Origin of the sequence: Actinokineospora baliensis (genome assembly GCF_016907695.1) — a bacterium.
GTDB classification, from domain to species: Bacteria; Actinomycetota; Actinomycetes; order Mycobacteriales; family Pseudonocardiaceae; genus Actinokineospora; species Actinokineospora baliensis.
In genome coordinates, this window is the sequence record NZ_JAFBCK010000001.1 from 1,454,725 (window position 1) to 1,478,858 (window position 24,134).

The following is a 24,134-nucleotide window of genomic DNA, read 5'->3' on the forward strand; positions in this document are numbered from 1 at the left end:
GGCCACTTGTGCGTAGAGGTGGTGGACACAGGGGAGGGCGCGGGTGCTGCGGGTTCGCGACGAGGAGTTCGCCGAGTTCTTCTCGGCCCGCTTCGAGGCCTACCGGCGGATCGCGCACGCCCTGTGCGGCAACTGGTCGTTGGCGGAGGAACTGGCGCAGGAGTCGTTCGTGAAGGTGTACGCGCGGTGGTCCAAGGTCCGCCTCGACTCGGCTGACGCGTACCTGCGCACCGTGTTGACCAGGGCGTTCCTCGACACCAAGCGGCGCGGACGGGCCAGGGAACAGCCGGTGGCCGAGGTGCCGGACTGCGCGGTCGGCGACGAGTCCGCGGTGGCGGAGCAGGAGGTTCTTCGGGCGGCGCTACTGGGGGTGCCGCCCGGGCAACGTGCCGTGCTCGTGCTGCGGTTCGTCGCCGACCTGTCGGTGGAGGAGGTGGCGGTGGCGTTGGGGTGCTCGGTGGGGACCGTCAAGAGCCAGACCGCCAGGGGGCTCGCCGCGCTGCGGGCGGCGTACCCGGAGAGTGTGAGGTGCAACTGATGCAGCTCGACGAGCGCGCCCTGCACACCCTCCTCGACGGTCCCGCCCCCGCGGCGACCACCACGCTGGCGATGGTCGTGCGCCGCGGCAGGCGCAAGATCCGCTCCAGGCTGCTCGGCGTGGGGGTGGTGGTCGTGCTGGTCTTCGGCATGGCGGGCGGGTTCGTCGTGGTGGCGACACCGCCGCCCGCCGGACCGGCGTGGATCACCTCGGGACGCGAGCTCGACTGGCCGCGGGTCACCCTGTCCCGTTCGGAGCGGGTGGCGCGCGGCCAGGTCGGTCCAACGCCGAGGCCGGTGTCGGGTGCGACGTCCAGGTGTCCGACGGGCGTCCTGCCCCAGCTCGTGTTCGGGGAGGTCGCCGCCGTCGACCTGCTCAAGGTCCGGCCCGCTCTGGTGGCGGTGCTGCCCACCACCGAGGTCGGCACGTGGGAGGGCGTGTCCTCGATGAAGCTGACGGGCGTCGGCGGCGTCGGGAACATCGTCGAGCTGAACCTGGCGGATTCCGACGGCGTTGGCAGCCTGTCCCTCAGCCGCGCGAGCTTCACCGGTAGCCCGACCGCCTACGCCGATGCCCTCGCTTTCGTCGACGGGAACTGCGAGCCGCCCAAGCGCCGCACGACCGCAGACGGCACGGTCATCCAGGTCTACGCGGCGGTGCCCGAGCCGAACAGCGTGCTTCGGATGAAGGCGCGGATCTTCAGGCCTAGTGGCGAGCTGCTCATCATCGAGGCCAGGAACATGCGGGTAAGCGCAACAAGCTTCAAAGAGGGCTCGGCGTCGGCTATAGACCGGCAGCCCCTGCCTATGACAGAACAGCAGCTCGGCACAGTCGCGGAGCTGGCCGCATAGAGGCCCTTCACCCGCGTCCTACGCCCGGGCGTGGCAGCATCAACGGCGTGATGCCCAACAGCGTGCCCGCCGTAGACGTCAGCGCCATCCCCGCCGACGCCACCCTGCTCGACGTGCGCGAACAGGACGAGTGGGACGCTGGCCACGCCCCGACCGCACGGCACATCCCCATGGGCGAGCTCGTCGAGCGCCTCGGGGAGCTCCCGGCCGACGGGCAGGTCTATGTGATCTGCCGCTCCGGTGGCCGCTCCGCGCGGGTGACGCAGTACCTCAACGGCAACGGCTGGGACGCGGTCAACGTGGACGGTGGCATGCAGGTGTGGTCCGCGCTGGGCCAGCCCGTGGTCAGCGAGACCGGCTCGGAACCCCAGGTCATCTAGCCGTGTACCCGGGCTACGACTGGGTGGCCACCCCGCCGCCCACCGCCAAGGCACCAGACCCCCCACTCCGGTTGCCCTACCTCGGCCCGCCCAAGTACCGAACCCCACCGCGCTGGGGTTTCCCCGCACTCGCCTGGCGCTGGCCAACGGCAGTAGCTGGCGCGGCCGACGAGGGCCCGTCCCCGGTCGAGCGCGTCCGCGGCCGAGCCCGCCTCGCTGCGTCGGCCTTGTGGTTGTTGGCGGCCGTCGCCGTGATCGCCGCAGGTGCAGAGGTCTGGCGTTATGTGCTGCTGCTAGAGAGCCGCACCGGTGCTCTATCGCGCGCGGTAGTCCAGTGGTCCGACAGCCTCGTCACCACCGGCGCGGTTCTGTCTTTTGCCGCAGGCCTACTAAGCCTGGCCACAGTCCTCTGGTGGCTCCACGCCGCCCGCCAAGCCGCTGCGGAACTGGCCGGCTACCACCCAGCCCGCGACGAGTGGCAATTGGTTCCGGGCCTCTTGATCCCCGGCCTCAACCTCATAGTCCCCGGCGCCGTCCTGGCCGAGCTCGAACACGCCATCCTCCGCCGCCCCCACGACGAACGCCCCCACCCCTCCCCGCTCCTCAAAGCGTGGTGGACCACCTGGGCGGTCAGCGGCCTCCTCTTCGCCACCACCCTCCTCTGGCGAATCCCCACCACAGCCCAATCCCAAGCCGACGGCGTAGTGCTGACAGCGGTTCTCGACCTCACCGCAGCCGCCACAGCAGTCCTCACCATCCGCCTAGTGGACCGCCTCTCTCTGCTTCTGGCCCCCATAAACCCCTCCTCAGTCCGCCGCCTCCGGGTAGTCCACATAGAAACCCCCGGCACCCCCACCCGCGCCGCGCGCCCCACCACCGCCACCCGCTAACCGCCTACTGGCGCCACCTGTCGAACAACGCCCGGGTGTCCTTGGTACGCGGGTGGTCAGGCCCGAGCACCCGCAGTTGATCACCAAGAAGATCACCAAGAGCCCGCACCGCGCCGTTGACATCCCCGCTCTCACCGCGCCACCTGGCGAGGTTGTGCCGTGTGGTGAGCGTCGATGGGTGATCCGGACCGAGGAAGTGGATTTGGTCAGCTAGTAGGGCGCCGAGGTCCTGCACCGCACCAGCGAAGTCTCCAGTCCTGCCTCGCCAGTGCGCGAGGTTGTGCTGTGTGACCAGGGTGTGCGGGTGTCCTCGGCCGTGCACCCTGAGCAAATCCTTCAGCACTTCGGCGTAGCCAAGCACCGCGCCGACGCTGTCGCCCGCGGCTCCTCGCCAGTATGCGAGGGCGTGCCGTGTGGCGAGGCTGTCCGGATCGTCGGGCCCGAACAGTCGCGACAAGTCGGAGAGCAGGTCGAGCAGCCCCGCGACCGCGCCCAAGGCGTCCCCCACGTGTCCACGCCACTGTGAGAAGTTCTGTCGCGCGGACAGTGAGATGCGGTGGTCGGGCCCGAAAACCCGCAGCGTGTCGGCGAGCAGGTCAGCAAAGGCGTGAGTCGCACCAACGACGTCACCGGCTTGCCCTCGCCAGTACGCGAGGTCGTGCCGCGCGACCAGCGTGTCCCTGTGATCCGCGCCCAAGTGGACCGCAGCGGCACCGGCGATCTCCTCCTGGAGGTCCCTTGCCGCCAGGGCCTGCCCAGCGTCTCCCACACTCTCGGCCACGCGGAACAGGAGTTCATGACGGCGAGCGCTCCACAGCAGGGGGCCGCAGTGATGCGCCAGCGCGAGCGCGTTCGCGCGCAACATCACGGCGAACTCCTGGTCCCGTTCCACATCGGGCCACGATTCGGCGATGGCATCGGCGACCGGACCGACGAGCTTCGAGAAATCGCTGAGCCGCTCACGGGTCGCCTGCTGGACCAAGGCATGGGCCCGGATCACCGGGTCGGGGCTGTCATCCGCGGTGATCAGGCTGAACCGCCGCAGTGCGGTCAGGGCTCGCTCGACGTCGATGTCCAGGCGAACGGCGGCGAGCACGGACAGCGGGATGCCATTCGGGTCCAGCAGCGAGATGGCGTTGAGCATCGGTCGTGCAGCACCGACTGGCTCCAGTTGATCCGCCGCTGCCACCGAAATGGACCACGTCGTCGCCACGGTGTCACTGCGGCCGTCGGCGCCGGTCCAATCCGTGGGGAACATCGCGGCCAACGCCTCTGTGCGCCACTTCTCGACGTACTTGGCGTACGTCATGCCCGGCACCATCGCCACGTAGGCAGCGGCCTGGCTGAGCGCCAGCGGTAGGTGCCCCAGCAACTCGGCCAACTCGCTGCCGCCCTCGCCCAGGTAGGCCTGGGATTCGGCGGGTGTGAAGACCCCTAGGTCAACCAGCTGTCGACCAGCGGCCCGCAACGACGGTTCGTTCCGCCGCGTTGTCACCACGAGTCGACCGGACTCGCCTATGCGAGGCCAGAGCCCGACCATGTCCGCTGGATCGGCCAGGTCGTCGAGCACCAGAAGCCAGCTTTGGTCTGTGGTGGAGCACCAGTCCAGGAACGGTCTCGCGTCTTCGACCGGGTGGCCGGTCACGACCGTGCCCAGCTCGGCCAGTCCGCTGATCACCCCAGCCCGACCTGACGCCGTAACCCAGCCCACTAGCGCCACGTCCCGCATGCGGTTGGCGTAGTCAGCCGCGAGCTGGGTCTTACCGACTCCGCCCAGACCGGATAAGACCACCGCTCCAGTCGTCAGTGCGTCCAACGAAGGCACTGCCCGCGGCTGGAACCCTTCCACGACCACCGGCACCGCCCCTGACCGGTAGCGCACCTGTTCCTGCGGTGCGGAGCCGAAGTAAACGTTTCCGTGCACAGCCCCGGCTTGCAGTACATGCCCCGACACCGTCCCCGCTTGCACGTTGTCCGTCACAGCGTCACCGGCAACGTCCGCAAGCCACGGATCACGAACTCCGATCGCCGCACCGGCTCTGCAGCTAGACGCAGCGCAGGCAGAGACATAAGAGCCTGCAGTGCCGCCGCGATCTCCACTCGCGCCAACGGCGCTCCCACGCAGTAGTGGATGCCCGCGCCAAAGGCCAGGTGCGGGTTCGGCGTCCGTGTGATGTCGAAGCGGTCAGGGGCCGCGAACACCTGCGGATCCCGCGCAGCCGCCCCCAATAGTGCCGCGATCTTGTTGCCTGGCTCCAGTTCCCACCCTCCAATGCGCACCGGCGCCGTCGCAGTGCGTTCGAAGAGTTGTAGTGGTGCGTCGTAGCGGAGGAGTTCTTCCACAGCGGACGGCACTAGAGCGGGGTTGGACACCAAGAGGTCCCACTGGTCGCGGTTGCGCAGTAGCGCGAGCACCCCGTTGCCGATCACGTTGACTGTCGCTTCGTGTCCCGCCATCAGCAGCAGTACTCCGGTGGCGACCAGTTCGTCGTCGGTCAGCCGGTCTGAGCCGTCGCGGACTGCTACGAGGTCGCTGATCAGGTTGTCACCTGGTCGGGTCGCCAGGGACCGCAGGTATTCAGCGAATTCCGCGGAGGCCTGCTCAGCGGCCGCCGCTTGAGCTGCTGGCAGCCCGTACTCGTACATCTTCACGATCGCGTTCGACCACGGCCGCAGCCGCCACCGCTCCTCCTGCGGTACCCCGAGCAGTTCGCCGATCACCTCGACCGGCAGCGGTTCCGCCAGGTGTTCCAGCAGGTCAGCCGACCCGTCGGCTTCGATCTGTGCCACGAGTCCCGCCACCATCGACACCGCGAGCGCATCCACCTTCGGACGTAGGCGTTCCGTGTGGCCACGGCCGAAGGCGGCCGCGATCAGACGCCGGAGGCGGGTGTGGGTTGGGGGTTCGTTCTCCAGCAACGAGTTCCGGTGCAGCATGTTGAACGCCGCGAAGGCCGTCACGGGCTCCTTGTCCTTCCACAGCCGCCCTAGTCCGCGGTCGCGCAAGATGGCTGAGCAGGCTGCGTGGGATACCGCGACCGGTAGGCCCAACTCGTCGTGCCAGAGCACCTCTCTCTCGTTGCGCATGGCCGCGAACGTGGGATAGGGGTCGGCGACGAAGGACGGGTCGAGGGGCACCGATCCATCTTGCGCCACCCACAGCGGGAATGGTGATCCGCGATTGGGTAGCGTCGGCGCACATCGTTCACCGGTTTCGACGAGGAGTTGCCCGATGTCCAGGCGATCCGCCGTGAAAAAGGCCAAGACCCCGGACGCGTCTGGCATCGGTCCCCGCCAGCCGTGCCCGTGTGGCTCCGGCAAGCGCTACAAGGCGTGCCACGGCTCGGCAGGTGGCGCGGTCGAGGTCGCCGTGGCCCGGCCGTTCGAGGGGCTGGCGGGGGAGTGCGAGCTGGTCGCCCTCCGCGAGTTCGTCCCCTCCGGTACGGCGGCGCTGCCGCTGGCCGGGCACGACCGCGAGGTCACCCTGGCCACCGTGCTGCCCATGGCCGCCGCCGCGCTGATCCGCGCCGACGGGGTCGCCTACGTCGGCCTGCAGGTGCAGACCCGTTCGAGCGACATCAGCCGCGACCTGGCCCGCGCTGTCCGCTGGGTGTTGACCGCCGAGCCCGGTGACGTGCTGCCGGTCGTCGGCCCCGACACCGACGCGGGCGACAAGCCGGAGCGGCTGCAGGACCTGGTCGCCATCGACGCGCCGCTCGACGCGACCGTGCACGCCGACTTCGCGTGGTGGATGCCCGAGGACAGCGAGCCGACCGGTGAGGTCGCGCTGTCGCTGGAGCGGGCCAACAGCGCGATCCTGCCCACCGAGCGGGTCGGCCCGGCCGCCTACTGGGTCGACGCGGGCGAGAAGGCGCACCTGCGCTGGGTCCGCCCCGAGCCGGAGGAGGACCTGCTGGCCGCGTTGGCCCGGTTGCACGCCCGCGGTGAGCTCGGCCTCGGCGAGGGTTCCCGGTACGCGGGTTCGTTCCGCGCGCACGGCCTGCTCGTGCCGGTGTGGGACCTCGACCGCGAGCCGCACGCCCGCGAGTGGACCGAGGCCGTCGAGCAGCTCGGTACCCGCCTCGACGCCGCGCTGGCTTCCCTCGCGGACGAGCCGCTGACCTCCGACGAGCGCCGCGCCCGCGACGGTCTCCTCGGCCGCCAGATCACCATCCGGTGATCCTGCACATCCGCGCTTCGGCGGACTGGCCCGCCGAGGCGGTCCACCCGCTCGACGGCGAGGCGTTCGTGCACTGCTCAGACCCCGGGACCGTGCACCTGCCCGCCAACCGCCTGTTCGCGGGCCGGACCGACCTCCTGCTGTTGGAGGTCGACCCGGCCCGCTTGGGCGTCCCTCTGCGCTGGGAGCCCGGTTCGCCGCCCATTCCGGGCGGCCCCTGGTTCCCGCACGTCTACGGCGCGATCCCGGCGTCGGCGGTGGTCGCGGTGCACGAGTTCCCGCCGGGCCCGGACGGTTCGTTCGAGCTGCCTGCGTCGCTCGCCGAGCGGTAGATAACAGTGGCGTAACGCCCGGCAACCGGTTCCGGTGGCCGGGCGTGCTCTCGGTGTCCATGGTTGGAAGGCCCGACCACGGCACTGAGGGGAAACCGCCATGTCCACCAAGTCGTTGCCGCGAAAGGGCTTCCTCGCGGCCATCGGCCTGCTCGCGCTCACCGCCTGCAGCGCCGACCCGGCGCCGGTCACCGCGCGGGCGCCGAGTTCGGCCGCCGCGCCGTCCACCACGACGAGTCACGCGAGCGCCCCGGCTCCCGAAGCAGCCGTCCCCACCACGACCTCGCCTGCCCCGAAGCCCGCTGTGAAGACCCCCGTCCGAGTCGCACCCGTCATCGGGCCCACCGGCTACGGCACCCTCACGCTCGGCATGACCTACCAGCAGGCCCTCGACACCGGCCGGGTCCTGCCGCCCGACGAGCTCTCCGATGACGCCGAGCCGTGCCTCCTGCTCCCGATCCCCGGCCAGGTGATGGGGCAGCGGGTCGGGCTCAGGGACGGCGCGGGCGTCGTCAGCATCCCCGGTTACGGCGACGCGCACACGCCGGAGGACATCGGCCCCGGCTCCACCAGGGCCCAGGTCAAGCGCACCTACCCGGGGTTCAGGCAGTGGCCGGGCGGTATCGCCGTCGCCGTACCGGACCATCCGAACAACCAGTACACCTTCGGCTTCAACGGCGATGGTCTCGACGACGACCCGGTGAGCTCGATCCAGCTGACCGTCAAAGAACTGGGCTGTGCCGGGTGACGAGGATGATCACGCTGGACGAGCGCGAGGTCGAGGGGGACCGCACGGGCATGGACGAGTTCGCGGACTTCGCCAGGGCCGCCATGCCTGGCCTGCTGCGCTACGGCCACGCCCTCACCGGCAACCCGCACGACGCGGCCGACCTGGTCCAGGGCGTGCTGGAGCGGATCGGGTCCCGCTGGTCGTCGGTGGCGCGCAAGGCGGGTGATCCGCTGGCCTACACCCGCAGGGCGATGGCCAACGCGCACGTCAGCCGGTGGCGGCGGACCAGGCGGGAGAACCTGGTCGCCGACCTGCCGGAGTCCCCGACCGACCGGGTCCGCTACGCGTTCGAGGACGAGCCGTTGTGGCAGGCGCTGCGGGCGTTGCCGCCCAAGCAGCGGGCGGTGGTCGTGCTCCGCTACTACGAGGGCCTCTCGGAGGCCGAGATCGCACAGACCCTGGGCGTCAGCGCGGGGACGGTGAAGAGCCAGGCCAGCAAGGCCATGGCGGCACTGCGGACACGCCTAGGCGCGACCGCGGAGGGCAGGTGATGGGCATGGACATCGACGACGAGCTGCGCAGGTTGTTCGCCGACGACCGGCTGGACCTGCCGGTCAGCGCGACCGCGACGGACGCCGTGGTCGCCGGTGCGGGCAGGCGGCGCAGGCGCAGGGTCGCGGTCACGGCCGCGAGCGGTGTGCTCACCGCGGCGGTCGTGCTGGCGGGCGGTGTCGCTCTCGGAGGGCTGAACACCTCGTCGGCCCCGCCCGGTGGGCAGGTCATGCCCACGTTGACCACCACGGTCACCCAGAGCAGCGCGACCACCGCGCCGACGACGCTCAGCGAGGCGGTCGCACAGATGACGGGCAGCAGCATGACCGGCGCGGTGAGCACGGTGCCGGAGTTGCGGCCGACCGGGTTCAGCAAGATCCGGCTGGGGATGTCGGTGGCGGAGGCCGAGGCGACCGGCGAACTGGTGCCGCTGGCGGTCAAGTCGGCCGATTGCAAGGCCTACCGGTTCAAGTCGTTCACGTCGGAGAACTCGATGTCGGTCGGCATCTCACCCACCGACGGCGTGGTGGCGATCTTCCCGCCCGCGCAGTCGCGCACGCCGGAAGGCGTCTGGCTCGGCACCAGCAAGGCTGATGTGCACCGGCTGTACCCGGTGGGCACGACCGACGCCAACGGCTCCTGGGTCGTCGACCTCGGCGGCGGCCGGGCCTACCTGTTCGGGTTCGGCCCGGGCGACACGGTCCACGAACTCGCGCTCTACAGCGAGAAGCAGAAGTGCTTCGGATAGCCGGGAAGACGGGAGCAGGCCTGGGGGCTTCTCCCGTCTTCCCCTGCGCTCTTAGAGCTTGCCGCCCGCGGCGCGCGGGGCGAGCGCGTCGTCGCCGTTGTCGCCGACGTGTTCGCGGGCGAGGTGGGCCTCGACGTCGAAGAGGTTGCCGTTGGAGCGCTTGACGACGTTGAGCAGGGTGCGCATCGAGGAGACCTCCTCGACCTGCTCCTTGAGGAACCACTGCATGAACTGCTCGCCCTTGTAGTCGTCCTCGTCCCTGGCGACCTTGGCCAGGTTGACGATCTCGTCGGTCACCGCGCGCTCCTGCTGCAGCGCGAGGGTGACCAGTTCGGCGGCGTCGGCGAACTCGTTGCGCACCTCGTCGACGCCGGGGATGGTCACCGGGACGTCGTTGTCGAGCAGGTACTGGGTGAGCATCATCGCGTGGTTGCGCTCTTCCAGCGACTGCCGGTAGAAGTGGTGGGCCAGCCGGGGGAGGTCTTGGCCGTCGAACCACACCGCCAGCGCGACGTACTGCTGGGAGGCGGTGAACTCGTTGCGGATCTGCACCTGCAGCAGCTTGTGGAACTTGGAGGTCATGGCATCAGACGGTACGCGATTGCCGGGCTTATCGCGCTATTCGTCCCCCATTTCGGCGGCCATTTTGATCACGTTAGGCAAGCCTTGGGAAACATAATTCAGGTTAGCCATTCCTAAGTCGCGGCCCTGGTTTCACCGCATCGTGCGACACGTCCCGGCCTGCGGCACCGCCCGCCAGGTGCGAGGATCGCCCGGCACGGCAAGCCGGACGACCCTGGAAGGAGGCGCACCGTGGAATCCGACTGGCGCTGGTACACAGCGGCTGCATCGATGATCTTGGCGGTCCTCGGCACGCTCACCTTCCTCGCCCTGCGCTGGTTGCTCGCCTGAACAACTCTCGGCGGGAAAAGAAAAGATAGCCTCGCCTAACGCATTCTAGAGCGGATCGCGCGTCACGGGGCAGGACATGCACCTCGGGCCACCGCGACCGGTGCCCAGTTCGGACCCGCTGATCCGCAGCACCTCGATTCCCGCGTCCTCCAGCCGGGAATTGGTCTCCACGTTGCGCTCGTAGGCGACGACCACGCCGGGGGCCAGCGCGAGGGTGTTGTTGCCGTCGTCCCACTGCTCGCGCTCGGCGGTCACCGGGTCGAGGCCGGTGTCGATCACCCGCAGCCGGTCGATGCCCATCGCGGCCGCTGCGGCCTCGAGGAACGGCGCCGGGCCGTCGACGCCGACGCCGGTGCCGTTGGGGCGCAGCGTGTAGGCGCGCAGCGTGTCGCGCACGGCCGGGTACATGACGACGGCGTCGCGGTCGACCATCGTGCAGACCGTGTCCAGGTGCATGGTCGCCCGGTCCTGCGCGATCGGCACGGCCAGCACGGTGTGCGCCAGGCCGTCGCGGAACGCCGAGCGGGCCAGCGACTCCGCGCCCGCGGGCGTGGTGCGCTCGCCGACGCCGATCGCGATGACCCCGGGCGCCAGCAGCAGGACGTCGCCGCCCTCGACGGGGGCGGAGTGGGCGCCGTACGCGCGGCCTGCGGTGCGGAACCGCGGGTGGTAGGCGTAGATCAGGTCGAGCAGGGCGGTCTCGCGGGCGCGGGCGGGCATCGCCAGCGACGCGATCGCCACCCGGTTGCCGATCCAGACCGAGGAGTCGCGGGTGAACAGCAGGTTCGGCAGCGGGTCGACCACGAAGTCGTGCGGGTGGTGCATCTTGCGCACCAGCGACGCGCCCTCGGCCGCGGGCAGTTCCTCGAAGGTCATCCCGCCGGTCAGCACGTCGGCGAGCCCCTTGGCGTCCACAGTGGACAGATAGCCGCTCAGCGCGTCGGCCAGCTCGTTGCCCAGCCTGCGCCGGTCGACCGCGGTGGCCGCGGCCGCGGCGTGCGCCCGCTCGTCGGCCAGGGCGACCACCAGGCTGTCGAACAGCCGCATGACCTCGACCCCGCGCCCGGTCAGCACGTCGGCGAACGCGTCGTGCTCGTCCTGGGCGCGGTCGACCCACGGGATGCTGTCGAAGAGCAGCTGGTCGTTGTTGCGCGGGGTCAGCCGTTTGAGCTCGTTGCCGGGGCGGTGCAGCAGGACCGTGCGCAGCGGGCCGACCTCGCTGTCCACGCGCGGTGCTGGCGCAGTCTGCTCGGCATCGGGGACATCGGGGAAGGCGGTCACGGCTCCGAGCGTAACCACTCGGTAAGGAAAACACCGCCCGCGATGGGGTCTAATGGCGGAGAACGCCACACATCGCCGCGCCGGTGTGCCGATCGTTAACAGGAAGGTCGAGTTGATGCGTCAATCGTTGCGCCGGAAGCTGCTTTGGGGCGGCATGGTCGCCGTGGTTCTGGTCGCAGGCGTTGGATTGTGGTTGTTCCAGCCCTGGAAGCTGTTCACCCGCAGCACCCTGGACGAGGCCCTGCCGTTCACGCCACCTGCCGCCTCGACCACCACCAGCACGTCTGAGGTCTCGGTCGTCCCCACTACGCCTACCGGGCCCAAGGTGCTCGCGGAAGGGGCCTTCGTCAGCCAGGAGCACCCCACCAAGGGCACGGCCCGCGTCCTCGAGCAGGACGGGACCCGCGTCTTGCGCCTAGAGGGCTTCTCCACCTCCGATGGGCCCGACGTGCACGTATGGCTTTCCGTCACCCCCGCGGCCGCCGACTGGCACGCTTACAACGACACCCGCCACGTCGCCCTGGGCAAGCTCAAGGCGACCGACGGCAACCACAACTACGCCATCCCCGCCGACGCGGACCTCGCCGGGCTGCAGAGCGCTGTCATCTGGTGCGACAGGTTCAACGTCGCCTTCGGGTCCGCGCCGTTGGCTCTGGCCTGATCAGGGCAGCTTCGGGCCCTTGGTGAGCAGGGGCGCGAAGAGGTCGCCGTGGGTGGAGACGCGGTCCAGGACGTCGTCCGCGGTGAAGGTCACGTCGGCCACCGTGCGGCAGGACTCGACCTCCGCCCAGGTCAGCGGGGTCGACACGGTCGGCTCCGGCCGGGCGCGCAGCGAGTACGGCGCCACGGTGGTCTTGTTGGGGTTGTTCTGGCTCCAGTCGATGAAGACCTTGCCCCGGCGCAGGTTCTTGGCCATGCGGGACACGACCAGCCGGGGCATCTCGCGCTCCAGCTGCTCGGCGAGGGATTTGGCGTAGTCCGAGGTCCGGGTGGGTGAGCTGGTGGTCACTGCCGCGTAGAGCTGCATGCCCTTCGAACCACTCGTCTTGGCGACCACGTCCAGCCCGTCCTCGACCAGAGCTTCACGTAGGCGCAGCGCCACCTCGCAGCACTCCACGACGGTCGCGGGGGAACCTGGGTCGAGGTCGAACACCAAGCGGTCTGGCGACCTCTTAGCCCCACGCGGCCCAACAGTCCACTGCGGGACGTGCAGCTCAAGCCCGGCTAGGTTCGCCGCCCACACCAAGGACGGCAGGTCGCCGAGCAGCGCGAAGTCGAGGCTCTCGGCGCCTGTAGTGCTGCCGGGAGTCTCTATGGTCACCGTGCGGATCCAGTCAGGGGAGTGCCTAGAGGCGTTCTTCTCGAAGAAGCCCGCCTTGGCGACACCGTCGGGGAACCGGCGGAACGTCACCGGTCGGTCGACCAGGTGCGGCGCCAGCGCGGGTGCCACCCGGCTGTAGTAGTCGATCACGTCGCCCTTGGTGAAGCCGTCCTCCGGGTAGAGCACCTTGTCGAGGTTGGTCAACCGCAGTCGCCTGCCCTCGACCTCGACGAGTACCTCGCCGCTCACCCGTCCCACCTGCCCGGATCCACTGCTAAGTCCGACGGGCTCTTATCGGCTCTCAAGCCGCGCCACCTCGGCGCCCGCATCCGCCCGTCGTCGGTCCAGTGCAAGAAGGCGACTTCGCCGACCAGGCTTGGCCGTACCCACTGCGCTCCGCGCGCCCTGTCCACCTCGTTGCAGAACGGCGAGGTCTTACGCGCGAGTGGGCGCAGCTTCTCAGTCAGCGTCTTAAGCATGTGGTCGGTGAACCCGGTACCGACATGCCCCACGTACTTAAGCCCCTCTGGCGTCGGTAGGCCCACCAGCAGCGAACCGAACACCTCCGACCGCCGCCCCTCCCCAGGACGCCAGCCGCCTATAACGACCTCGACGAAGCGCTGGTCGGTGATCTTGAGCCACTCCGGGGTCCGCCGACCGGGGTGGTACCGCGAACCGAGCCTCTTAGCGATGATCCCCTCAAGCTCCTGCTCGCGAGCCGTCTCCAACACCGCCGCGCCTTCGCCCGGATAGCTGGGCGAGGTGTTCCAGTGCGGTCCGCGTAGGTTCAGCGCGACTAGCTGCTCCCGCCGCGCGGCGTAAGGCATGTCGAGACAAGAGCGGCCGTCTAGGTGCAGCACGTCGAAGACCACGTAGGTCACCGGCGTGTCTATAGCGAGCCGTCGGGTCAGCCGTTCCTCGGTGACGTGCATCCTCTTCTGGAGCTCCGAGAACGAGGGCTTGCCGTCGCGGAAGGCCACGATCTCGCCGTCCAGCCACACCTGTGTGCTGCCGAGTTCTTCGCCAAGCGCCCGCAGCTCCGGGTACGTGCCGGTGATGTCGTTCCCCTTGCGCGAGAACAACCGCAGCCGCCCACCGTCCACCCGGGCCAGTGCGCGCACACCGTCCCACTTGAACTCGTACGCCCACTCGTCGTCGTCCAGGGGCTGGGCGCCTGGGCTCGCCAACATGGGTTCGAACGCGGTCGGCAGGGTGATCCAGTCCGACCGCTGCGGTGGTTCCGACCGGCGGACCATCCAGTCCTTGTCGGACTTGCCGCCGTGGAAGAAGGTGTACTTGCCCCGCACCCGCGACCCGGACAGCACGACGGCGACTTCCCGGTCGCTCCACTTGACGGTCTCGTAGGTGCCCCGGTCCCAGATCACCATCCGGCCGCCGCCGTACTCGCCCCGGGGGATCTCGCCCTCGAAGGTCGCGTACTCCATGGGGTGGTCCTCGGTGTGCACCGCCAGCCGGATGTCCCCCTGCTCGGTCGGCAGGCCCTTGGGCACGGCCCAGCTCACCAGCACCCCGCCGCGCTCGAGCCGCACGTCCCAGTGCAGGCGGGACGCGTGGTGCTCCTGGATGACGAAGGTGTTGTCGTCCCCGACCGGCAGGGCGTCGTCGACGGGCACGGGCTCCGGAGTCTTCCGGGCGTCGCGCTTGCGCCGGTACTCACCCAGCCCCGCCATGCCGTCCTTAGTACCCGGACCTCGGGTGATCCGCCAGGGAAAGGTATTGAAACGCTGTTACGTAACGCTGTAATGTTGGCCCCGTGCTCACCCTCACCGATCCCAGCCGCCTCCTCGCGGGCACTGTTCTGCTCACCATCGTCGGCATCGAGTTCGGCGGCTGGTTCCTCATGCGCATCGCGCGCGGGCAGGTGGAACTGACCCCGTTCCAGCAGAAGTTCGCCCGAGCGGGCCACGCCCACGCGGGCGTCCTCGTCACCCTCGGCCTGATCTGCCTGCTCCTAGCGGACGCGGCAGGCCTAGACGGCGCCATCGGCTGGCTGGCCCGCATCGGCGTCCCAGCTGCTGCGGCGCTGATGTCCAGCGGGTTCTTCTTCTCCTCTATGGGTAAGAACGTGACGAAGCCGAACAAGCTCATCGGCCTGATCTGGCTCGGCGCCCTGTCCCTCGCCGTAGGCGTGACCTCAATCGGCATAGGCCTACTCGTCGCCTAGGGCAGCCAGGACACCTTCCCGCGCAACAGCGAGTACCCGACGAACGCCACGAAGTCCAACAGCGTGTGCGCGATGACCAACGGCCACAACCGCCCGGTCCGCTGCCACACCCGCCCGAACACCAGCCCCATCACCAGGTTCCCGATGAACCCGCCAAACCCCTGGTAGAGGTGGTACGACCCGCGCAAGACAGCGGCCGCGAACAGCGACGTGTTCTCCCGGAACCCGAGGTGCCGCAACCGGGTCAACAGGTACCCGACCACCAGGACCTCTTCAGCCCAAGCATTCCCCGCCGCGAGCAAGGTCAAGGCGAACGGCCGCCACCACGTGTCATCCAATGTGGACGGCGCGACCGCCAGGTTGATCCCCATCGCATACCCGACCAGGTAGAACACCAGCCCCGGCACCCCGATAAGGGCCGCCAACCCCACCCCACCCGCCGCGTCCCGCCCCTTGCGCCCACCGTCCAGTCCGACCTCCTGCAACCGAGTCCCAGCCCGGTACAGGAGATAAAGCCCCAACGCCCCCCAGGCGACCAGCCGAACAACCCCCAGCAGCTGCTTCACGAGGTCAAGCACCCCGACATCAGCCTGCGGAACATTGATCGCGATCGACTGCTGGCTCAACGCCACAGGCTGCAACAAGGCGTCCACCAACGACACCAAACTGCTCAACCCCGACAACCCGAGCGTGACCGCGAAGACGATCACCAACTCAACCCACACCAACCGCCGCTGCGCGGGATCGCTGATCAGCTCATCCCCCACCCGCTCCGGCGCCAGCCAAGCCCGCAGTCTCCCCACCCCCGCGAACCTACCCCCACCCTTCCGCCCCCCACCCCCTGCACCCACCACCCCCCATCCGACTGATTTCCCCACCCCCCACCCCCTCGACCAGCCACTCCCTCCATCCACAACCCCCACAACCATCCCCAACTTTCCGCCACCCCCCACCCCACCCCCACCCCCCGATAGACTGGCCCCGGGGATGCCCCCCAGAGGTGCGGTGGGGGATGTGGACTCGCGGGGAGGGTCTCCGAAAGAGGGCGGTGGGCGACGCGGCTTGGTGGGCGTGCGAGCTGACCAAGGTGCGGACGACACCCCGCTCACGGCCGCTCCTGGAAGCAGGAGTGCCAGAGCGGCTGGCCGATCCAATCCCGGAGTTGTCGGTGCTAACTCAGCTCACCGAGTGAACCCCGCCAGCTCAACCACGCTCGGAGGCTCCTGGTGCCAGCTCAGCCCAACGAGTCAGCTCCGGCCACCGCTCCCGGGAATCGCTGGTACCAACCCAGCCCGCCGAGTGAACCTCGCCAACCCGGCCACCGCCCCCCAGAAGCAGGCGTGCCACCCCAACACCCCGACTCCGACCACCGAATCCAGCCATCGCTCGCAGAAGTCGCCGGTTCCAGCCCACCGAGCCAACCCACCCGAACCCAACCCACCGGGTCAGCCCCGCCAGCCCGGCCACCGCTCCCACAAGTCGCCGGTGCCACCCCAACCCACCGAGTCAGCCCACCCAACCCAGCCCGCCGAGCCAGCCCCGCCACCCTGGCCGCCGCTCCCAGAAGCCGCCGGTGCCACCCCAGCCCACCGAGCCAACCCACCCAACTCGACCACCGCTCCCGGAAGTCGCTGGTGCCATCTGCTCGATGGGGTGGACCTGTTTTGTGTGGGGGAGCGGCAGTCGTAGCGTTATCGCGCGGACAGGGCCACGCTTTTCGGCCCCAGCTTTGCGGTCCTGCCACGGCTGTCGTAGGGGCCCCACGCAAAACAGGTCCACCACATCGAGCCTGCACTCAAATCGCGGACCCAGCGCAAGGCGCGAAGCGACGAGCCGAGCCGAACCGTCCTACCCCCCATGCCGACTAGCGAGGAACGGACACCCCACCAGCCGCCGCAACTCCGCACTCAACTCACTCGGATCACTCACCGGCCGCGAGAACGCCAACCGCACATCGTGATCCGCATCAATCGCCTCAACCCGCAGCCGCAGCCCGAACCGATCCAGCCCCAACGGCCGCACGTGCCCCCCACGCAGGTCCTCCGGCAAATGCCGCACCAGCGCCCCCACCACGTCCGTGTGCGAGAGCTCCAAGTGCCGCAGCCACCCCGCCTCAAACGACGCGAACGGATCCGGCGACGCCTGCGCGAACGCCTCCACGGCCACCGAGTGCGACCCCTCCGCATCCGCCAGCACCAGCGACGCGGGCATCAACCGCAACAAAGCTGCACCATGCCCCAGATCCAGCAACCGCGGATCCGGACGCTCCTCGGCGATCCGCACCGCAAGATCACGCGCCTCGTCATCCCCCAACGCGCGCAGCCACCCCGTGATCCACAGCAGTCCGCGGACCGGTTCCCGCAGCGGCACCGGCGCCGTGTCCGCGAGTTCGACCATCGTGGCCAGTTCGCCGCGCGGGGCTTGCCACGCGGAGCCGACGAGTTCGTGGTCGGAGGGTAGGAGGACGCTCACCGAGCTGTCGGCGTGCACGTGGTGCAGCAGGGGGACGACCCGGTCGGCTTGGCCCTGGTCGGCGGCCGGGACCAGCGTGGCGCGCCCGCCGAGTGCGGCGATGGTGCGCGCGCGTTCGGCCGGGTGCGGGGCTGGCGGACGTGGTGCGTCCGTTCTGCTCACGGCTCACCTCCTGAGTTAGGTCACCCTAACTTGCGGGCGGCCCCGCTGGGAAGTCGTCGGACCGGGATCCCACGAACTGGCTACGCTGCGCCCGTCCACCACCTGGAGGGGTACATGAGCGAGGCACCCGCGGTCGCACCACCGACCGACACGCCCGCGGTCGAGGACCTGGCCACCGCCAAGGCGCTGACCGCGCTCCGCCTGCCGTTGATCGGGCTGCCGCTGGCCGCCGCCGTCTTCGCCGTCCCGGCCGTCTGGGTGGCCTCGGCGGGTGGGGGTTGGATCGGGATCGCGGTGCTGACCATCGGCGCGCTCGCGTTCGTGATCACCGCGATCCTGGCCGTGATCATCACCGGTTTCTGGATCGGTCCCGCCGGGCGCCTGCTCCGGGAGCAGCCGTGGCGGGCGGCATCGGTCAAGGTCTATAGGCCGAGCAGGGGCTTTCCTCGCGCGAAGCTGGTGGTCCAAGAGGCAGACGGGACGTCTGTGAGCCTCTTGGCGCCCGCGCTGCCGTGGGCGGCGCAGCAGATCCTCGCCCGCACCGGCAAGATCTGGCTGGTAGGGCCGGACGACAAGGGGTGGGTCGCCATCCGCTCTAGCGGCCTGGCGCTACCTCTAGGCCAAGCCCGAGTGACCCAGACAGACCTGTCGAGCGGCTACGAGATCACTGTCGACCAGCCCGACCCAACCCGCGCGTCCCTGGCCTCTGGTGACGCTGTCCTCGCCAAGGTGATCGCCACACCGCGTAAGAGGTCGCGCACGGACATGGTGGCGCCCGTCGTCCTCTTGGCGTTCGCGGGCTTCGTAGTGGTCGACCTGCTTAAGCGCGGCGTCCGGTCCGATCAGGTGGGGCTCGCCGTGGGCGTCTTCGTGGGCACGCTCATCATCGCCGGGTTCTTCGGCTGGCGGCTCTACAAGGCGCTGTACTGGGCGAAGATGGACAGGCTGTTGTCCGCGGGTCCCTGGAAGTCGGTGCAGGTAGAGCTGCCGGAGCCGACTCGGGTGGGCCGGGCGACGGTCACCGCGCAGGCGACGCTGCCGGATGGCCGCATTGTGCCAGTGACACTTCCGCGCGCGGTTCACGCGGTTCGGGCGAATATCGCGGCTACCGGGAAACTGTGGGTTGCGGGGACGCCAACCGCGGGAAAGCGGATGGCCGCCGGAATCCCCGGCTATCCATTCCTCAGCCGCGCCGAGTTCGGTTCCTGATCCATCCAGCCGCGGGTGGCCCGTTCGGTCGCCAGGGCGGTCGCCTTGATCTCGTCGAGCTCGTCGGTGATCTCTTCGGCGCCGACGAGCTCCTCGACCCCGCTCACTGCGGCGGCCAACTCGCTGATCAGCGTGTTGTAGGTGGTGGTGAGCCGCTCGAGTTCGTCGACGTCGTCGGCGGCCACCTCGACCCGCACGATCGCCGATGCCCGCACCGCGAACCGGCGCAGGATGCGCTCCAGCAGGTCAAGCGTCTGTTCCAGCCGCGGGTCGAACTCACCTCTGGCCACCTGGAACCGTCGCAACCAGACGTCCTCAGCGGAGTCCGGCTCGATCGCGGGCACCGGGACCTCGGGTTCCTTGATCACGTGGGCGATGCCCGCCCGGCCGCCGAGCACGACGAGGCCGACCCCCACGGTCATCCACGCGGGCAGGTGGATCGCCCAGGCGACGCACGCCGCGCTCGCCGCGAGCAGGATCCCCCACGGATCGGCCAGTTCTCTCGTGTAGCCCATTGCCCACCCTTTAACCACCCAGCCAGGACAGGGCCAAGATCCTAGGGGGAAACACCCTCCAATTGCGACCCCGGCGTTGGTTGGTGATTTGCGGACAATGCGAGATGGGGCGGCATTCAAATGAGAATGCCGCCCCACCACAATCGAATCAGCTCCAGTCGGGGCCGCGCTTGCTCCAGCTCCAGGCGTACCGCGGGTCCTCGCTGTCGGCGGCGGCCTCGCCCAGGTCCAGCGGTCGGAAGGTGTCGACCATCACCGCGGTCTCGTCGAAGTAGTCCGCGCCGATCGACGCCTCGGCGGCGCCGGGCTGCGGGCCGTGGGTGAACCCGCTCGGGTGCAGCGACAGCGACCCGATGCCGATGCCCGAGCCCTTGCGGGCCTCGTAGTTGCCCCCCACGTAGAACATCAGCTCGTCGGAGTCGACGTTCGCGTGGTTGTAGGGCACCGGGATCGCGTCGGGGTGGTAGTCGACCTTGCGCGGCATGAACGAGCAGACCACGAAGTTCGGGCCCTCGAAGGTCTGGTGCACGGGCGGCGGCTGGTGGACCCGGCCGGTGATGGGCTCGAAGTCGTTGATGTGGAACACCCACGGGTAGAGGCAGCCGTCCCAGCCCACGACGTCGAACGGGTGGTTGGCGTAGGTGAACCGCGTTAGGCCCGCCCTGTGCCGCACGAGCACCTCGACGTCCTCGCCCTCGACGAGCAGGGGCTCCGTCGGGCCCCTCTGGTCGCGCTCGCAGTACGGCGAGTGCTCGAGGAACTGGCCCTTGTTCGACAGGTAGCGCTTAGGCGGCCCGATGTGGCCTGACGCCTCGACGATGTAGAGCCGCATCTCGCCGTTGGGCACGACGCGGTAGGTGGTCGAGGTGGGGATGACCAGGTAGTCGCCGTCGGACACCTCTAGGGCGCCGTAGACGGTCTCTACGGTGCCGCTGCCCCCCTGGACGTAGAACAGCTCATCGCCGACCGCGTTGCGGTAGAGCGGGCTGGGCGCGGACGCGATGGCGAAGCCGATGATGACGTCCGAGTTGCCGAAGAGGGTCCTGCGGCCGGTCACGGCGTCGGTGTCGGCGCCGAACTTGAGGTCCTGGGTGCGGAAGTGCCGCGGCTTGAGCGGGTGGTTGGGCACCAGCTTGCCGCGGAAGTCCTCGACGACCTCGGCGTTGACGATCGCTGTCGGGAGGTGCCGGTGGTAGAGCAGCGCGGAGTCGGAGGAGAACCCCTCGACCCCCATCAGCTCCTCGGCGTAGAGCTTCCCCTCCGGTGAGCGGAACTGGGTGTGCCTCTTGCGGGGGATGTCCCCAACGCGCCGGTAGTGCGGCATTGCTCCTCCGAAAACCTCTCAGGACCCTAGCTGTGATGTTCGCCGAACTTGTTCGTCTAGCGGACATCTTTGTTCAGTTGGCGGTACGCTACTAGCGTGTCAGCCGTGTCAAGCGCAGCTCCCCTCCCAGCGCCCGGTCCGCGCGGCATCCCGCCGCTGTTCGCGCGGCTTGTCGACGACGCGGCCCTGTTCCCGCCGGGCAACGCGCCCATGCCGGACGCGGTGCGCATGCACCTCGCCGGGCGTGAGGGCGAGCGCGCGGGCGTGATGGGCCTGTTCCTGTGCAACGCCTCCCGCCTACCCGAGCTGATCACCGAGCTGGTGAAGGCCAAGCCTGCCAAGCCGGTGGCCCTCTCGCTGGTGATCGACACCGGTCTCGGCGGGGTGCCCAAGGCGCTCTCGATCGTGGAGTCGCGGGCCGAGCTGCTCGCGCTGCGGATGGTCGAGATGCCCGCCCCCGCCGACGTCGACGACGTGTGGCTGGAGCGGGTCAACGAGTTCGTGCCCGAGGACGTCATCCGCGTGGTGGAGCCGCGCCGGGGCGGCCAGGAGTGGCTCGACGGCATCCGCCGCGTGGTCGACCACGGCAGCTGGCCCAAGATCCGCTGCGGCGGTCTCAGCCGCGAGGCGTTCCCCAGCGTGGACGAGGTGGCCGACTTCTTGGCCGTCATCAGCCGGGGTGAGGCGTCCTTCAAGGCGACCGCGGGCCTGCACAACGCGGTCCGCCACACCGACCACGAGACCGGCTTCGAGCACCACGGCTTCCTGAACCTGCTGGTTGCGACCTCGCGGCTGCTCTCGGGCGGGGATGTGCGCGGTGCGCTGTCGGAGACCGACGGCGCCGTGCTCGCCGCCGAGGCCGCCGAGTTGTCCGACCAGGCCGCGCACGCGGTCCGGGCGGTCTTCGGTTCGTACGGATCGTGCTCGCTGAGCGAGCCGGTGGAGGACCTGGAAGGGCTGGGCCTGCTGTGAGCTGGATCGACGACCCCGCGTTCGCCGAGGACAAGCCCTTCGGCCCCCAGACGCTGCCCTACGGCGTCGTGGAGACCGCCGAGTGCCCTGCCGTCGCCGTGCGCGTCGGTGACCACGCGTTGCCGCTGAGGCCCATCGCGGACGAGTTCACCGCGGAGCTGGCCGAGCTGGTGGCCGCGGACTCGCTGGACCCGCTGCTCGCCGCTGGTCGGCCCGCGTGGTCGGCGCTGCGGGCGAGGCTCACCGAGCTGGTGAAGGCCACCGCCGCGCCGGACGGGGCGGTGCTCTTGCCGCTGTCGGAGACCAAGACCCGGCTGCCGTTCACCGTCGGCGACTACGTGGACTTCTACTCGTCGCGCAACCACGCCGAGAACGTCGGCCGCATCTTCCGGCCCGACACCGACCCGATCTTCCCCAACTGGAGCCACCTGCCCGTCGGGTACAACGGCCGCTCCGGCACCGTCGTCGTCTCCGGCACCGACGTCGAGCGCCCGCACGGGCAGCGCAAGGGCGACGACGGCCCGGTCTTCGGTCCCAGCGTCCGCCTGGACATCGAGGCCGAGATCGGTTTCGTGTGCGGCGGGCCGACCGCGCGCCGCGTGTCCACCTCGGCCGCCGCGGACCACGTGTTCGGCGTGGCCGTGGTCAACGACTGGTCCGCCCGCGACATCCAGGCCTGGGAGTACGTGCCGCTGGGCCCGCACCTGGGCAAGTCGTTCGCGACCTCCATCGGCGCCTGGATCACCCCGCTGGAGGCCTTCGCCGCCGCCCGCGTCGAGGTGCCCGACCCCGGTCACCCCCGGTTGGACTACCTGGTCGAGGACACCCACTGGGGCTTGGACATCCAGCTCCAGGTGTGGTGGAACGGCACCCTCGTGTCCAAGCCCGACTTCGCGGGGATGGCGTTCTCGTTCGCGCAGCAGCTCGCGCACATGACCGTCAACGGCGCCACCGTGCGCGCGGGGGACCTGTTCGCCTCCGGCACCATCTCCGGCCCTGAGAAGCACCAGCGCGGCTCGTTCCTGGAGCTGAGCTGGGGCGGCAAGGAGCCGATCACCCTCGATGACGGCAGCGAGCGCACCTTCCTGCAGGACGGCGACACCGTGGTCATCACCGCGACCGCGCCGGGCCCCGGCGGTTCTGTCATCGGCTTGTCCGAGGTGACCGGGACCATCCTGGCCGCGGGGGACTGACCAGTGCCCGGCATACGGTCGACGGGACCGGTTACCCGACAGCCGGTCCCGGTGGCCAAGGAGAGTTCGCTCACCCTCGACCGCGGCCTGGCGTTGCTGCAGGCAGTGGCCGACTCGGACACCGAGGCGCCGACCATAAGCGACCTGGCAGCGGCTATAGGCGCGAGCCGGGCCGCTGTGTACCGGCTGCTCGTGCCGTTGCAGGCGCGCGGTCTTGTCCGGCGTGAGGGCTCCAAGGTCCGCCTCGGCCTCGGTTTACTCCAGCTCGCCGCGAAGGTCGCCCCGCAGTTGCGGGTCGCGGCCCTCCCGGCGCTGCGGGAGCTCGCCGAGGCAGTAGGCGCGACCGCTCACTTGACGGTCGCCGACGGCGACGAGGCCCAGGCGGTTGCCGTGGTCGAGCCCTCGTGGACCACCTACCACGTGGCGTACCGCGTAGGCACTCGTCACCCGCTACACAAGGGCGCCGCAGGTAAGGCGATCACGATGCGCCCGGGTGAGCCGGGCTGGTTGGGCTCGGTCGGCGAGCTGCAGCCCGGCGCCTACGGGATAGCGGCACCGGTTCGCGGGGTGCTCGACCTACGCGCGAGCGTGGGTGTTGTCACCTTCGAGCCCTTGGACGGCATGGTCGTAGGGCCGAAGGTGATCGCTGCCGCTGCCATCATCGCCGAGTCGCTACGGTAGCCCGTGGTTCCTAGGGATCAGAAGATCGCTTCGTAGGCGGCGAACAGCGCGAATCCGGCGAACACCACTCCGGCCACCCGCTGGATCAGGTGCGGCTTGATGCGCTCGGCGATCTTGCGCCCCACGAGCACGGCGATCCCCGCGACGAGTACTAGAGCCACCCACGCGCCGAGACCGACCCAGACGGGCTCTTCATAGCGAGCCGAGAGGCCCGCTGTGGCGATCTGCGAGGCGTCGCCCCACTCGGCGGCGAACAGCACGCCGAACGAGGTCAGCGCCGCCCGCCAGAACGACACGGTCGGGTTGGCCTCTTCGGCGTCGGTGACCTCTTCGTCCTGCTTGGCGAACCCTTCCCGCAGCAGCAGGAACGCGCCAAGGGCGAACAGGACGGCCACTACGCCCGCCACCACTTGGTCGGGCAGTAGCGTCAGCACACCGCCAAAGGCGGCGGCGATCACGCATTGCACCGCGAACGCCGCGCTGACCCCGACGAACACCGGCCACGCGCGGTAGCGGGTCGTCAGGATCAGGGTCGCCACCAGCGTCTTGTCCGGCAGCTCGACGGCGAGCACCAGCGCGAAAGCACTGGCGAACGCGATCAGGGCACTTCCCACGACTGTCCTCCACGTCCCGTTCGCGCCAGTCGAGCGTACCCGCGCAGGTAGGCCACAGAACGTGTAGCTGGTCACGGGACCTACGTCCCGAC

At 69.6% G+C, this 24,134-nt stretch carries 26 protein-coding genes; 15 read left to right on the forward strand and 11 right to left on the reverse strand.

Going from position 1 to position 24,134, the window contains the following annotated elements:
- Positions 1 to 43 precede the first annotated feature (43 nt).
- Genes JOD54_RS06775 through JOD54_RS06790 form a run of 4 tightly spaced genes read left to right on the forward strand, consistent with a single transcriptional unit; the run spans position 44 to position 2,659 of the window.
- Positions 44 to 538 (forward strand): SigE family RNA polymerase sigma factor, encoded by a 495-nt coding sequence (locus tag JOD54_RS06775; protein WP_372440271.1) that lies wholly within the window; start codon positions 44 to 46, stop codon positions 536 to 538.
- Complete coding sequence (locus JOD54_RS06780) at positions 538 to 1,389, forward strand: hypothetical protein (RefSeq protein WP_204449712.1); 852 nt, start codon at positions 538 to 540, stop codon at positions 1,387 to 1,389. Before JOD54_RS06775 ends, JOD54_RS06780 begins: the two co-directional genes overlap by 1 nt.
- Positions 1,390 to 1,439: 50 nt before the next feature.
- Positions 1,440 to 1,769: a rhodanese-like domain-containing protein gene (locus JOD54_RS06785; protein ID WP_204456120.1), complete on the forward strand. Its 330-nt coding sequence runs from the start codon at positions 1,440 to 1,442 to the stop codon at positions 1,767 to 1,769.
- A gap of 2 nt (positions 1,770 to 1,771) precedes the next feature.
- Complete coding sequence (locus JOD54_RS06790; RefSeq protein WP_307859869.1) at positions 1,772 to 2,659, forward strand: DUF4328 domain-containing protein; 888 nt, start codon at positions 1,772 to 1,774, stop codon at positions 2,657 to 2,659.
- 4 nt (positions 2,660 to 2,663) lie between these two features.
- Here the strand turns inward: JOD54_RS06790 and JOD54_RS35475 are convergent, their stop codons facing one another.
- Positions 2,664 to 4,337 (reverse strand): tetratricopeptide repeat protein, encoded by a 1,674-nt coding sequence (locus tag JOD54_RS35475; protein ID WP_204449713.1) that lies wholly within the window; start codon positions 4,335 to 4,337, stop codon positions 2,664 to 2,666.
- 299 nt (positions 4,338 to 4,636) lie between these two features.
- Positions 4,637 to 5,746 carry a cytochrome P450 gene (locus tag JOD54_RS06800; RefSeq protein ID WP_239573302.1) on the reverse strand — a complete coding sequence of 370 codons (1,110 nt, stop codon included), beginning with the start codon at positions 5,744 to 5,746 and terminating at the stop codon, positions 4,637 to 4,639.
- 145 nt (positions 5,747 to 5,891) lie between these two features.
- On the opposite strand from JOD54_RS06800, the gene JOD54_RS06805 reads away from it, so the two are divergent.
- The 5 genes from JOD54_RS06805 (at position 5,892) to JOD54_RS06825 (ending at position 9,201) form a co-directional block, all read left to right on the forward strand.
- On the forward strand, positions 5,892 to 6,839 hold the full coding sequence (locus JOD54_RS06805) for a DUF5926 family protein (protein WP_204449715.1): 948 nt from the start codon (positions 5,892 to 5,894) through the stop codon (positions 6,837 to 6,839).
- Positions 6,836 to 7,171, forward strand: a complete 336-nt coding sequence (locus JOD54_RS06810) for a DUF952 domain-containing protein (RefSeq protein WP_204449716.1) — start codon at positions 6,836 to 6,838, stop codon at positions 7,169 to 7,171. Before JOD54_RS06805 ends, JOD54_RS06810 begins: the two co-directional genes overlap by 4 nt.
- 100 nt (positions 7,172 to 7,271) lie before the next feature.
- Entirely contained in the window at positions 7,272 to 7,919 is a 648-nt protein-coding gene (locus JOD54_RS06815; RefSeq protein ID WP_204449717.1) for a hypothetical protein, read from the forward strand.
- A gap of 5 nt (positions 7,920 to 7,924) precedes the next feature.
- Positions 7,925 to 8,452 carry a SigE family RNA polymerase sigma factor gene (locus JOD54_RS06820; protein WP_204449718.1) on the forward strand — a complete coding sequence of 176 codons (528 nt, stop codon included), beginning with the start codon at positions 7,925 to 7,927 and terminating at the stop codon, positions 8,450 to 8,452.
- 5 nt (positions 8,453 to 8,457) lie between these two features.
- A complete protein-coding gene (locus JOD54_RS06825) occupies positions 8,458 to 9,201 on the forward strand; it encodes an SPRY domain-containing protein (protein WP_204449719.1) in 744 nt (247 codons plus the stop codon).
- Between the two features lie 51 nt (positions 9,202 to 9,252).
- Here the strand turns inward: JOD54_RS06825 and JOD54_RS06830 are convergent, their stop codons facing one another.
- Positions 9,253 to 9,783, reverse strand: coding sequence for a ferritin (locus JOD54_RS06830; protein ID WP_204449720.1), 531 nt, complete (start codon positions 9,781 to 9,783; stop codon positions 9,253 to 9,255).
- 375 nt (positions 9,784 to 10,158) lie between these two features.
- Positions 10,159 to 11,340 carry an arginine deiminase gene (locus tag JOD54_RS06835; protein WP_204456122.1) on the reverse strand — a complete coding sequence of 394 codons (1,182 nt, stop codon included), beginning with the start codon at positions 11,338 to 11,340 and terminating at the stop codon, positions 10,159 to 10,161.
- Between the two features lie 169 nt (positions 11,341 to 11,509).
- Between JOD54_RS06835 and JOD54_RS06840 the strand changes: the two genes are divergently transcribed.
- Positions 11,510 to 12,055, forward strand: a complete 546-nt coding sequence (locus JOD54_RS06840; RefSeq protein ID WP_239573303.1) for a DM13 domain-containing protein — start codon at positions 11,510 to 11,512, stop codon at positions 12,053 to 12,055.
- On the opposite strand, the gene ligD (JOD54_RS06845) is transcribed toward JOD54_RS06840, so the two are convergent.
- Both ligD (JOD54_RS06845) and ligD (JOD54_RS06850) read right to left on the reverse strand, forming a co-directional pair.
- Positions 12,056 to 12,964, reverse strand: a complete 909-nt coding sequence (gene ligD, locus JOD54_RS06845) for a non-homologous end-joining DNA ligase (protein WP_204449721.1) — start codon at positions 12,962 to 12,964, stop codon at positions 12,056 to 12,058. It lies immediately after the preceding gene.
- Positions 12,961 to 14,406, reverse strand: coding sequence for a non-homologous end-joining DNA ligase (gene ligD / locus JOD54_RS06850; RefSeq protein WP_204449722.1), 1,446 nt, complete (start codon positions 14,404 to 14,406; stop codon positions 12,961 to 12,963). Before ligD (JOD54_RS06850) ends, ligD (JOD54_RS06845) begins: the two co-directional genes overlap by 4 nt.
- 83 nt (positions 14,407 to 14,489) lie before the next feature.
- On the opposite strand from ligD (JOD54_RS06850), the gene JOD54_RS06855 reads away from it, so the two are divergent.
- Positions 14,490 to 14,900 carry a hypothetical protein gene (locus tag JOD54_RS06855; RefSeq protein WP_204449723.1) on the forward strand — a complete coding sequence of 137 codons (411 nt, stop codon included), beginning with the start codon at positions 14,490 to 14,492 and terminating at the stop codon, positions 14,898 to 14,900.
- Here the strand turns inward: JOD54_RS06855 and JOD54_RS06860 are convergent.
- Both JOD54_RS06860 and JOD54_RS06865 read right to left on the reverse strand, forming a co-directional pair.
- On the reverse strand, positions 14,897 to 15,703 hold the full coding sequence (locus tag JOD54_RS06860; RefSeq protein ID WP_307859870.1) for a CPBP family intramembrane glutamic endopeptidase: 807 nt from the start codon (positions 15,701 to 15,703) through the stop codon (positions 14,897 to 14,899). The genes JOD54_RS06855 and JOD54_RS06860 overlap by 4 nt on opposite strands.
- Before the next feature lie 1,045 nt (positions 15,704 to 16,748).
- Positions 16,749 to 17,534 (reverse strand): DUF2470 domain-containing protein, encoded by a 786-nt coding sequence (locus tag JOD54_RS06865; RefSeq protein ID WP_204449724.1) that lies wholly within the window; start codon positions 17,532 to 17,534, stop codon positions 16,749 to 16,751.
- A 114-nt stretch (positions 17,535 to 17,648) separates the two neighbouring features.
- Between JOD54_RS06865 and JOD54_RS06870 the strand changes: the two genes are divergently transcribed.
- Positions 17,649 to 18,743 (forward strand): hypothetical protein, encoded by a 1,095-nt coding sequence (locus JOD54_RS06870; RefSeq protein WP_204449725.1) that lies wholly within the window; start codon positions 17,649 to 17,651, stop codon positions 18,741 to 18,743.
- On the opposite strand, the gene JOD54_RS06875 is transcribed toward JOD54_RS06870, so the two are convergent.
- Both JOD54_RS06875 and JOD54_RS06880 read right to left on the reverse strand, forming a co-directional pair.
- Complete coding sequence (locus tag JOD54_RS06875) at positions 18,707 to 19,258, reverse strand: hypothetical protein (RefSeq protein ID WP_204449726.1); 552 nt, start codon at positions 19,256 to 19,258, stop codon at positions 18,707 to 18,709. The genes JOD54_RS06870 and JOD54_RS06875 overlap by 37 nt on opposite strands.
- 148 nt (positions 19,259 to 19,406) lie before the next feature.
- Complete coding sequence (locus JOD54_RS06880) at positions 19,407 to 20,582, reverse strand: homogentisate 1,2-dioxygenase (protein WP_204449727.1); 1,176 nt, start codon at positions 20,580 to 20,582, stop codon at positions 19,407 to 19,409.
- A 105-nt stretch (positions 20,583 to 20,687) separates the two neighbouring features.
- Between JOD54_RS06880 and JOD54_RS06885 the strand changes: the two genes are divergently transcribed.
- From JOD54_RS06885 to JOD54_RS06895, 3 genes are read left to right on the forward strand one after another with little or no spacing between them, the layout of a single operon-like run.
- Positions 20,688 to 21,554 carry a DUF488 family protein gene (locus JOD54_RS06885; RefSeq protein WP_307859871.1) on the forward strand — a complete coding sequence of 289 codons (867 nt, stop codon included), beginning with the start codon at positions 20,688 to 20,690 and terminating at the stop codon, positions 21,552 to 21,554.
- Positions 21,551 to 22,747, forward strand: coding sequence for a fumarylacetoacetase (gene fahA / locus JOD54_RS06890; protein ID WP_204449728.1), 1,197 nt, complete (start codon positions 21,551 to 21,553; stop codon positions 22,745 to 22,747). The genes JOD54_RS06885 and fahA overlap by 4 nt, the downstream gene beginning before the upstream one ends.
- 51 nt (positions 22,748 to 22,798) lie before the next feature.
- Positions 22,799 to 23,428 (forward strand): helix-turn-helix domain-containing protein, encoded by a 630-nt coding sequence (locus tag JOD54_RS06895; protein ID WP_204449729.1) that lies wholly within the window; start codon positions 22,799 to 22,801, stop codon positions 23,426 to 23,428.
- A 17-nt stretch (positions 23,429 to 23,445) separates the two neighbouring features.
- Here JOD54_RS06895 and JOD54_RS06900 read toward each other — a convergent pair whose 3' ends face one another.
- Entirely contained in the window at positions 23,446 to 24,042 is a 597-nt protein-coding gene (locus JOD54_RS06900) for a TMEM165/GDT1 family protein (RefSeq protein WP_372440272.1), read from the reverse strand.
- Between the last annotated feature and the right edge of the window lie 92 nt (positions 24,043 to 24,134).

What these genes read in the sequence shown, in the direction of transcription:
- JOD54_RS06780 (WP_204449712.1), top strand. Translation starts at nt 538, where the DNA reads ATGCAGCTCGACGAGCGCGCCCTGCACACCCTCCTCGACGGTCCCGCC.
- JOD54_RS06785 (WP_204456120.1), top strand. Translation starts at nt 1,440, where the DNA reads ATGCCCAACAGCGTGCCCGCCGTAGACGTCAGCGCCATCCCCGCCGAC.
- JOD54_RS06800 (WP_239573302.1), bottom strand. Translation starts at nt 5,746, where the DNA reads ATGCGCAACGAGAGAGAGGTGCTCTGGCACGACGAGTTGGGCCTACCG.
- JOD54_RS06805 (WP_204449715.1), top strand. Translation starts at nt 5,892, where the DNA reads ATGTCCAGGCGATCCGCCGTGAAAAAGGCCAAGACCCCGGACGCGTCT.
- JOD54_RS06815 (WP_204449717.1), top strand. Translation starts at nt 7,272, where the DNA reads ATGTCCACCAAGTCGTTGCCGCGAAAGGGCTTCCTCGCGGCCATCGGC.
- JOD54_RS06820 (WP_204449718.1), top strand. Translation starts at nt 7,925, where the DNA reads ATGATCACGCTGGACGAGCGCGAGGTCGAGGGGGACCGCACGGGCATG.
- JOD54_RS06825 (WP_204449719.1), top strand. Translation starts at nt 8,458, where the DNA reads ATGGACATCGACGACGAGCTGCGCAGGTTGTTCGCCGACGACCGGCTG.
- JOD54_RS06830 (WP_204449720.1), bottom strand. Translation starts at nt 9,783, where the DNA reads ATGACCTCCAAGTTCCACAAGCTGCTGCAGGTGCAGATCCGCAACGAG.
- JOD54_RS06840 (WP_239573303.1), top strand. Translation starts at nt 11,510, where the DNA reads ATGCGTCAATCGTTGCGCCGGAAGCTGCTTTGGGGCGGCATGGTCGCC.
- ligD (WP_204449722.1), bottom strand. Translation starts at nt 14,406, where the DNA reads ATGGCGGGGCTGGGTGAGTACCGGCGCAAGCGCGACGCCCGGAAGACT.
- JOD54_RS06870 (WP_204449725.1), top strand. Translation starts at nt 17,649, where the DNA reads ATGAGCGAGGCACCCGCGGTCGCACCACCGACCGACACGCCCGCGGTC.
- JOD54_RS06875 (WP_204449726.1), bottom strand. Translation starts at nt 19,258, where the DNA reads ATGGGCTACACGAGAGAACTGGCCGATCCGTGGGGGATCCTGCTCGCG.
- JOD54_RS06880 (WP_204449727.1), bottom strand. Translation starts at nt 20,582, where the DNA reads ATGCCGCACTACCGGCGCGTTGGGGACATCCCCCGCAAGAGGCACACC.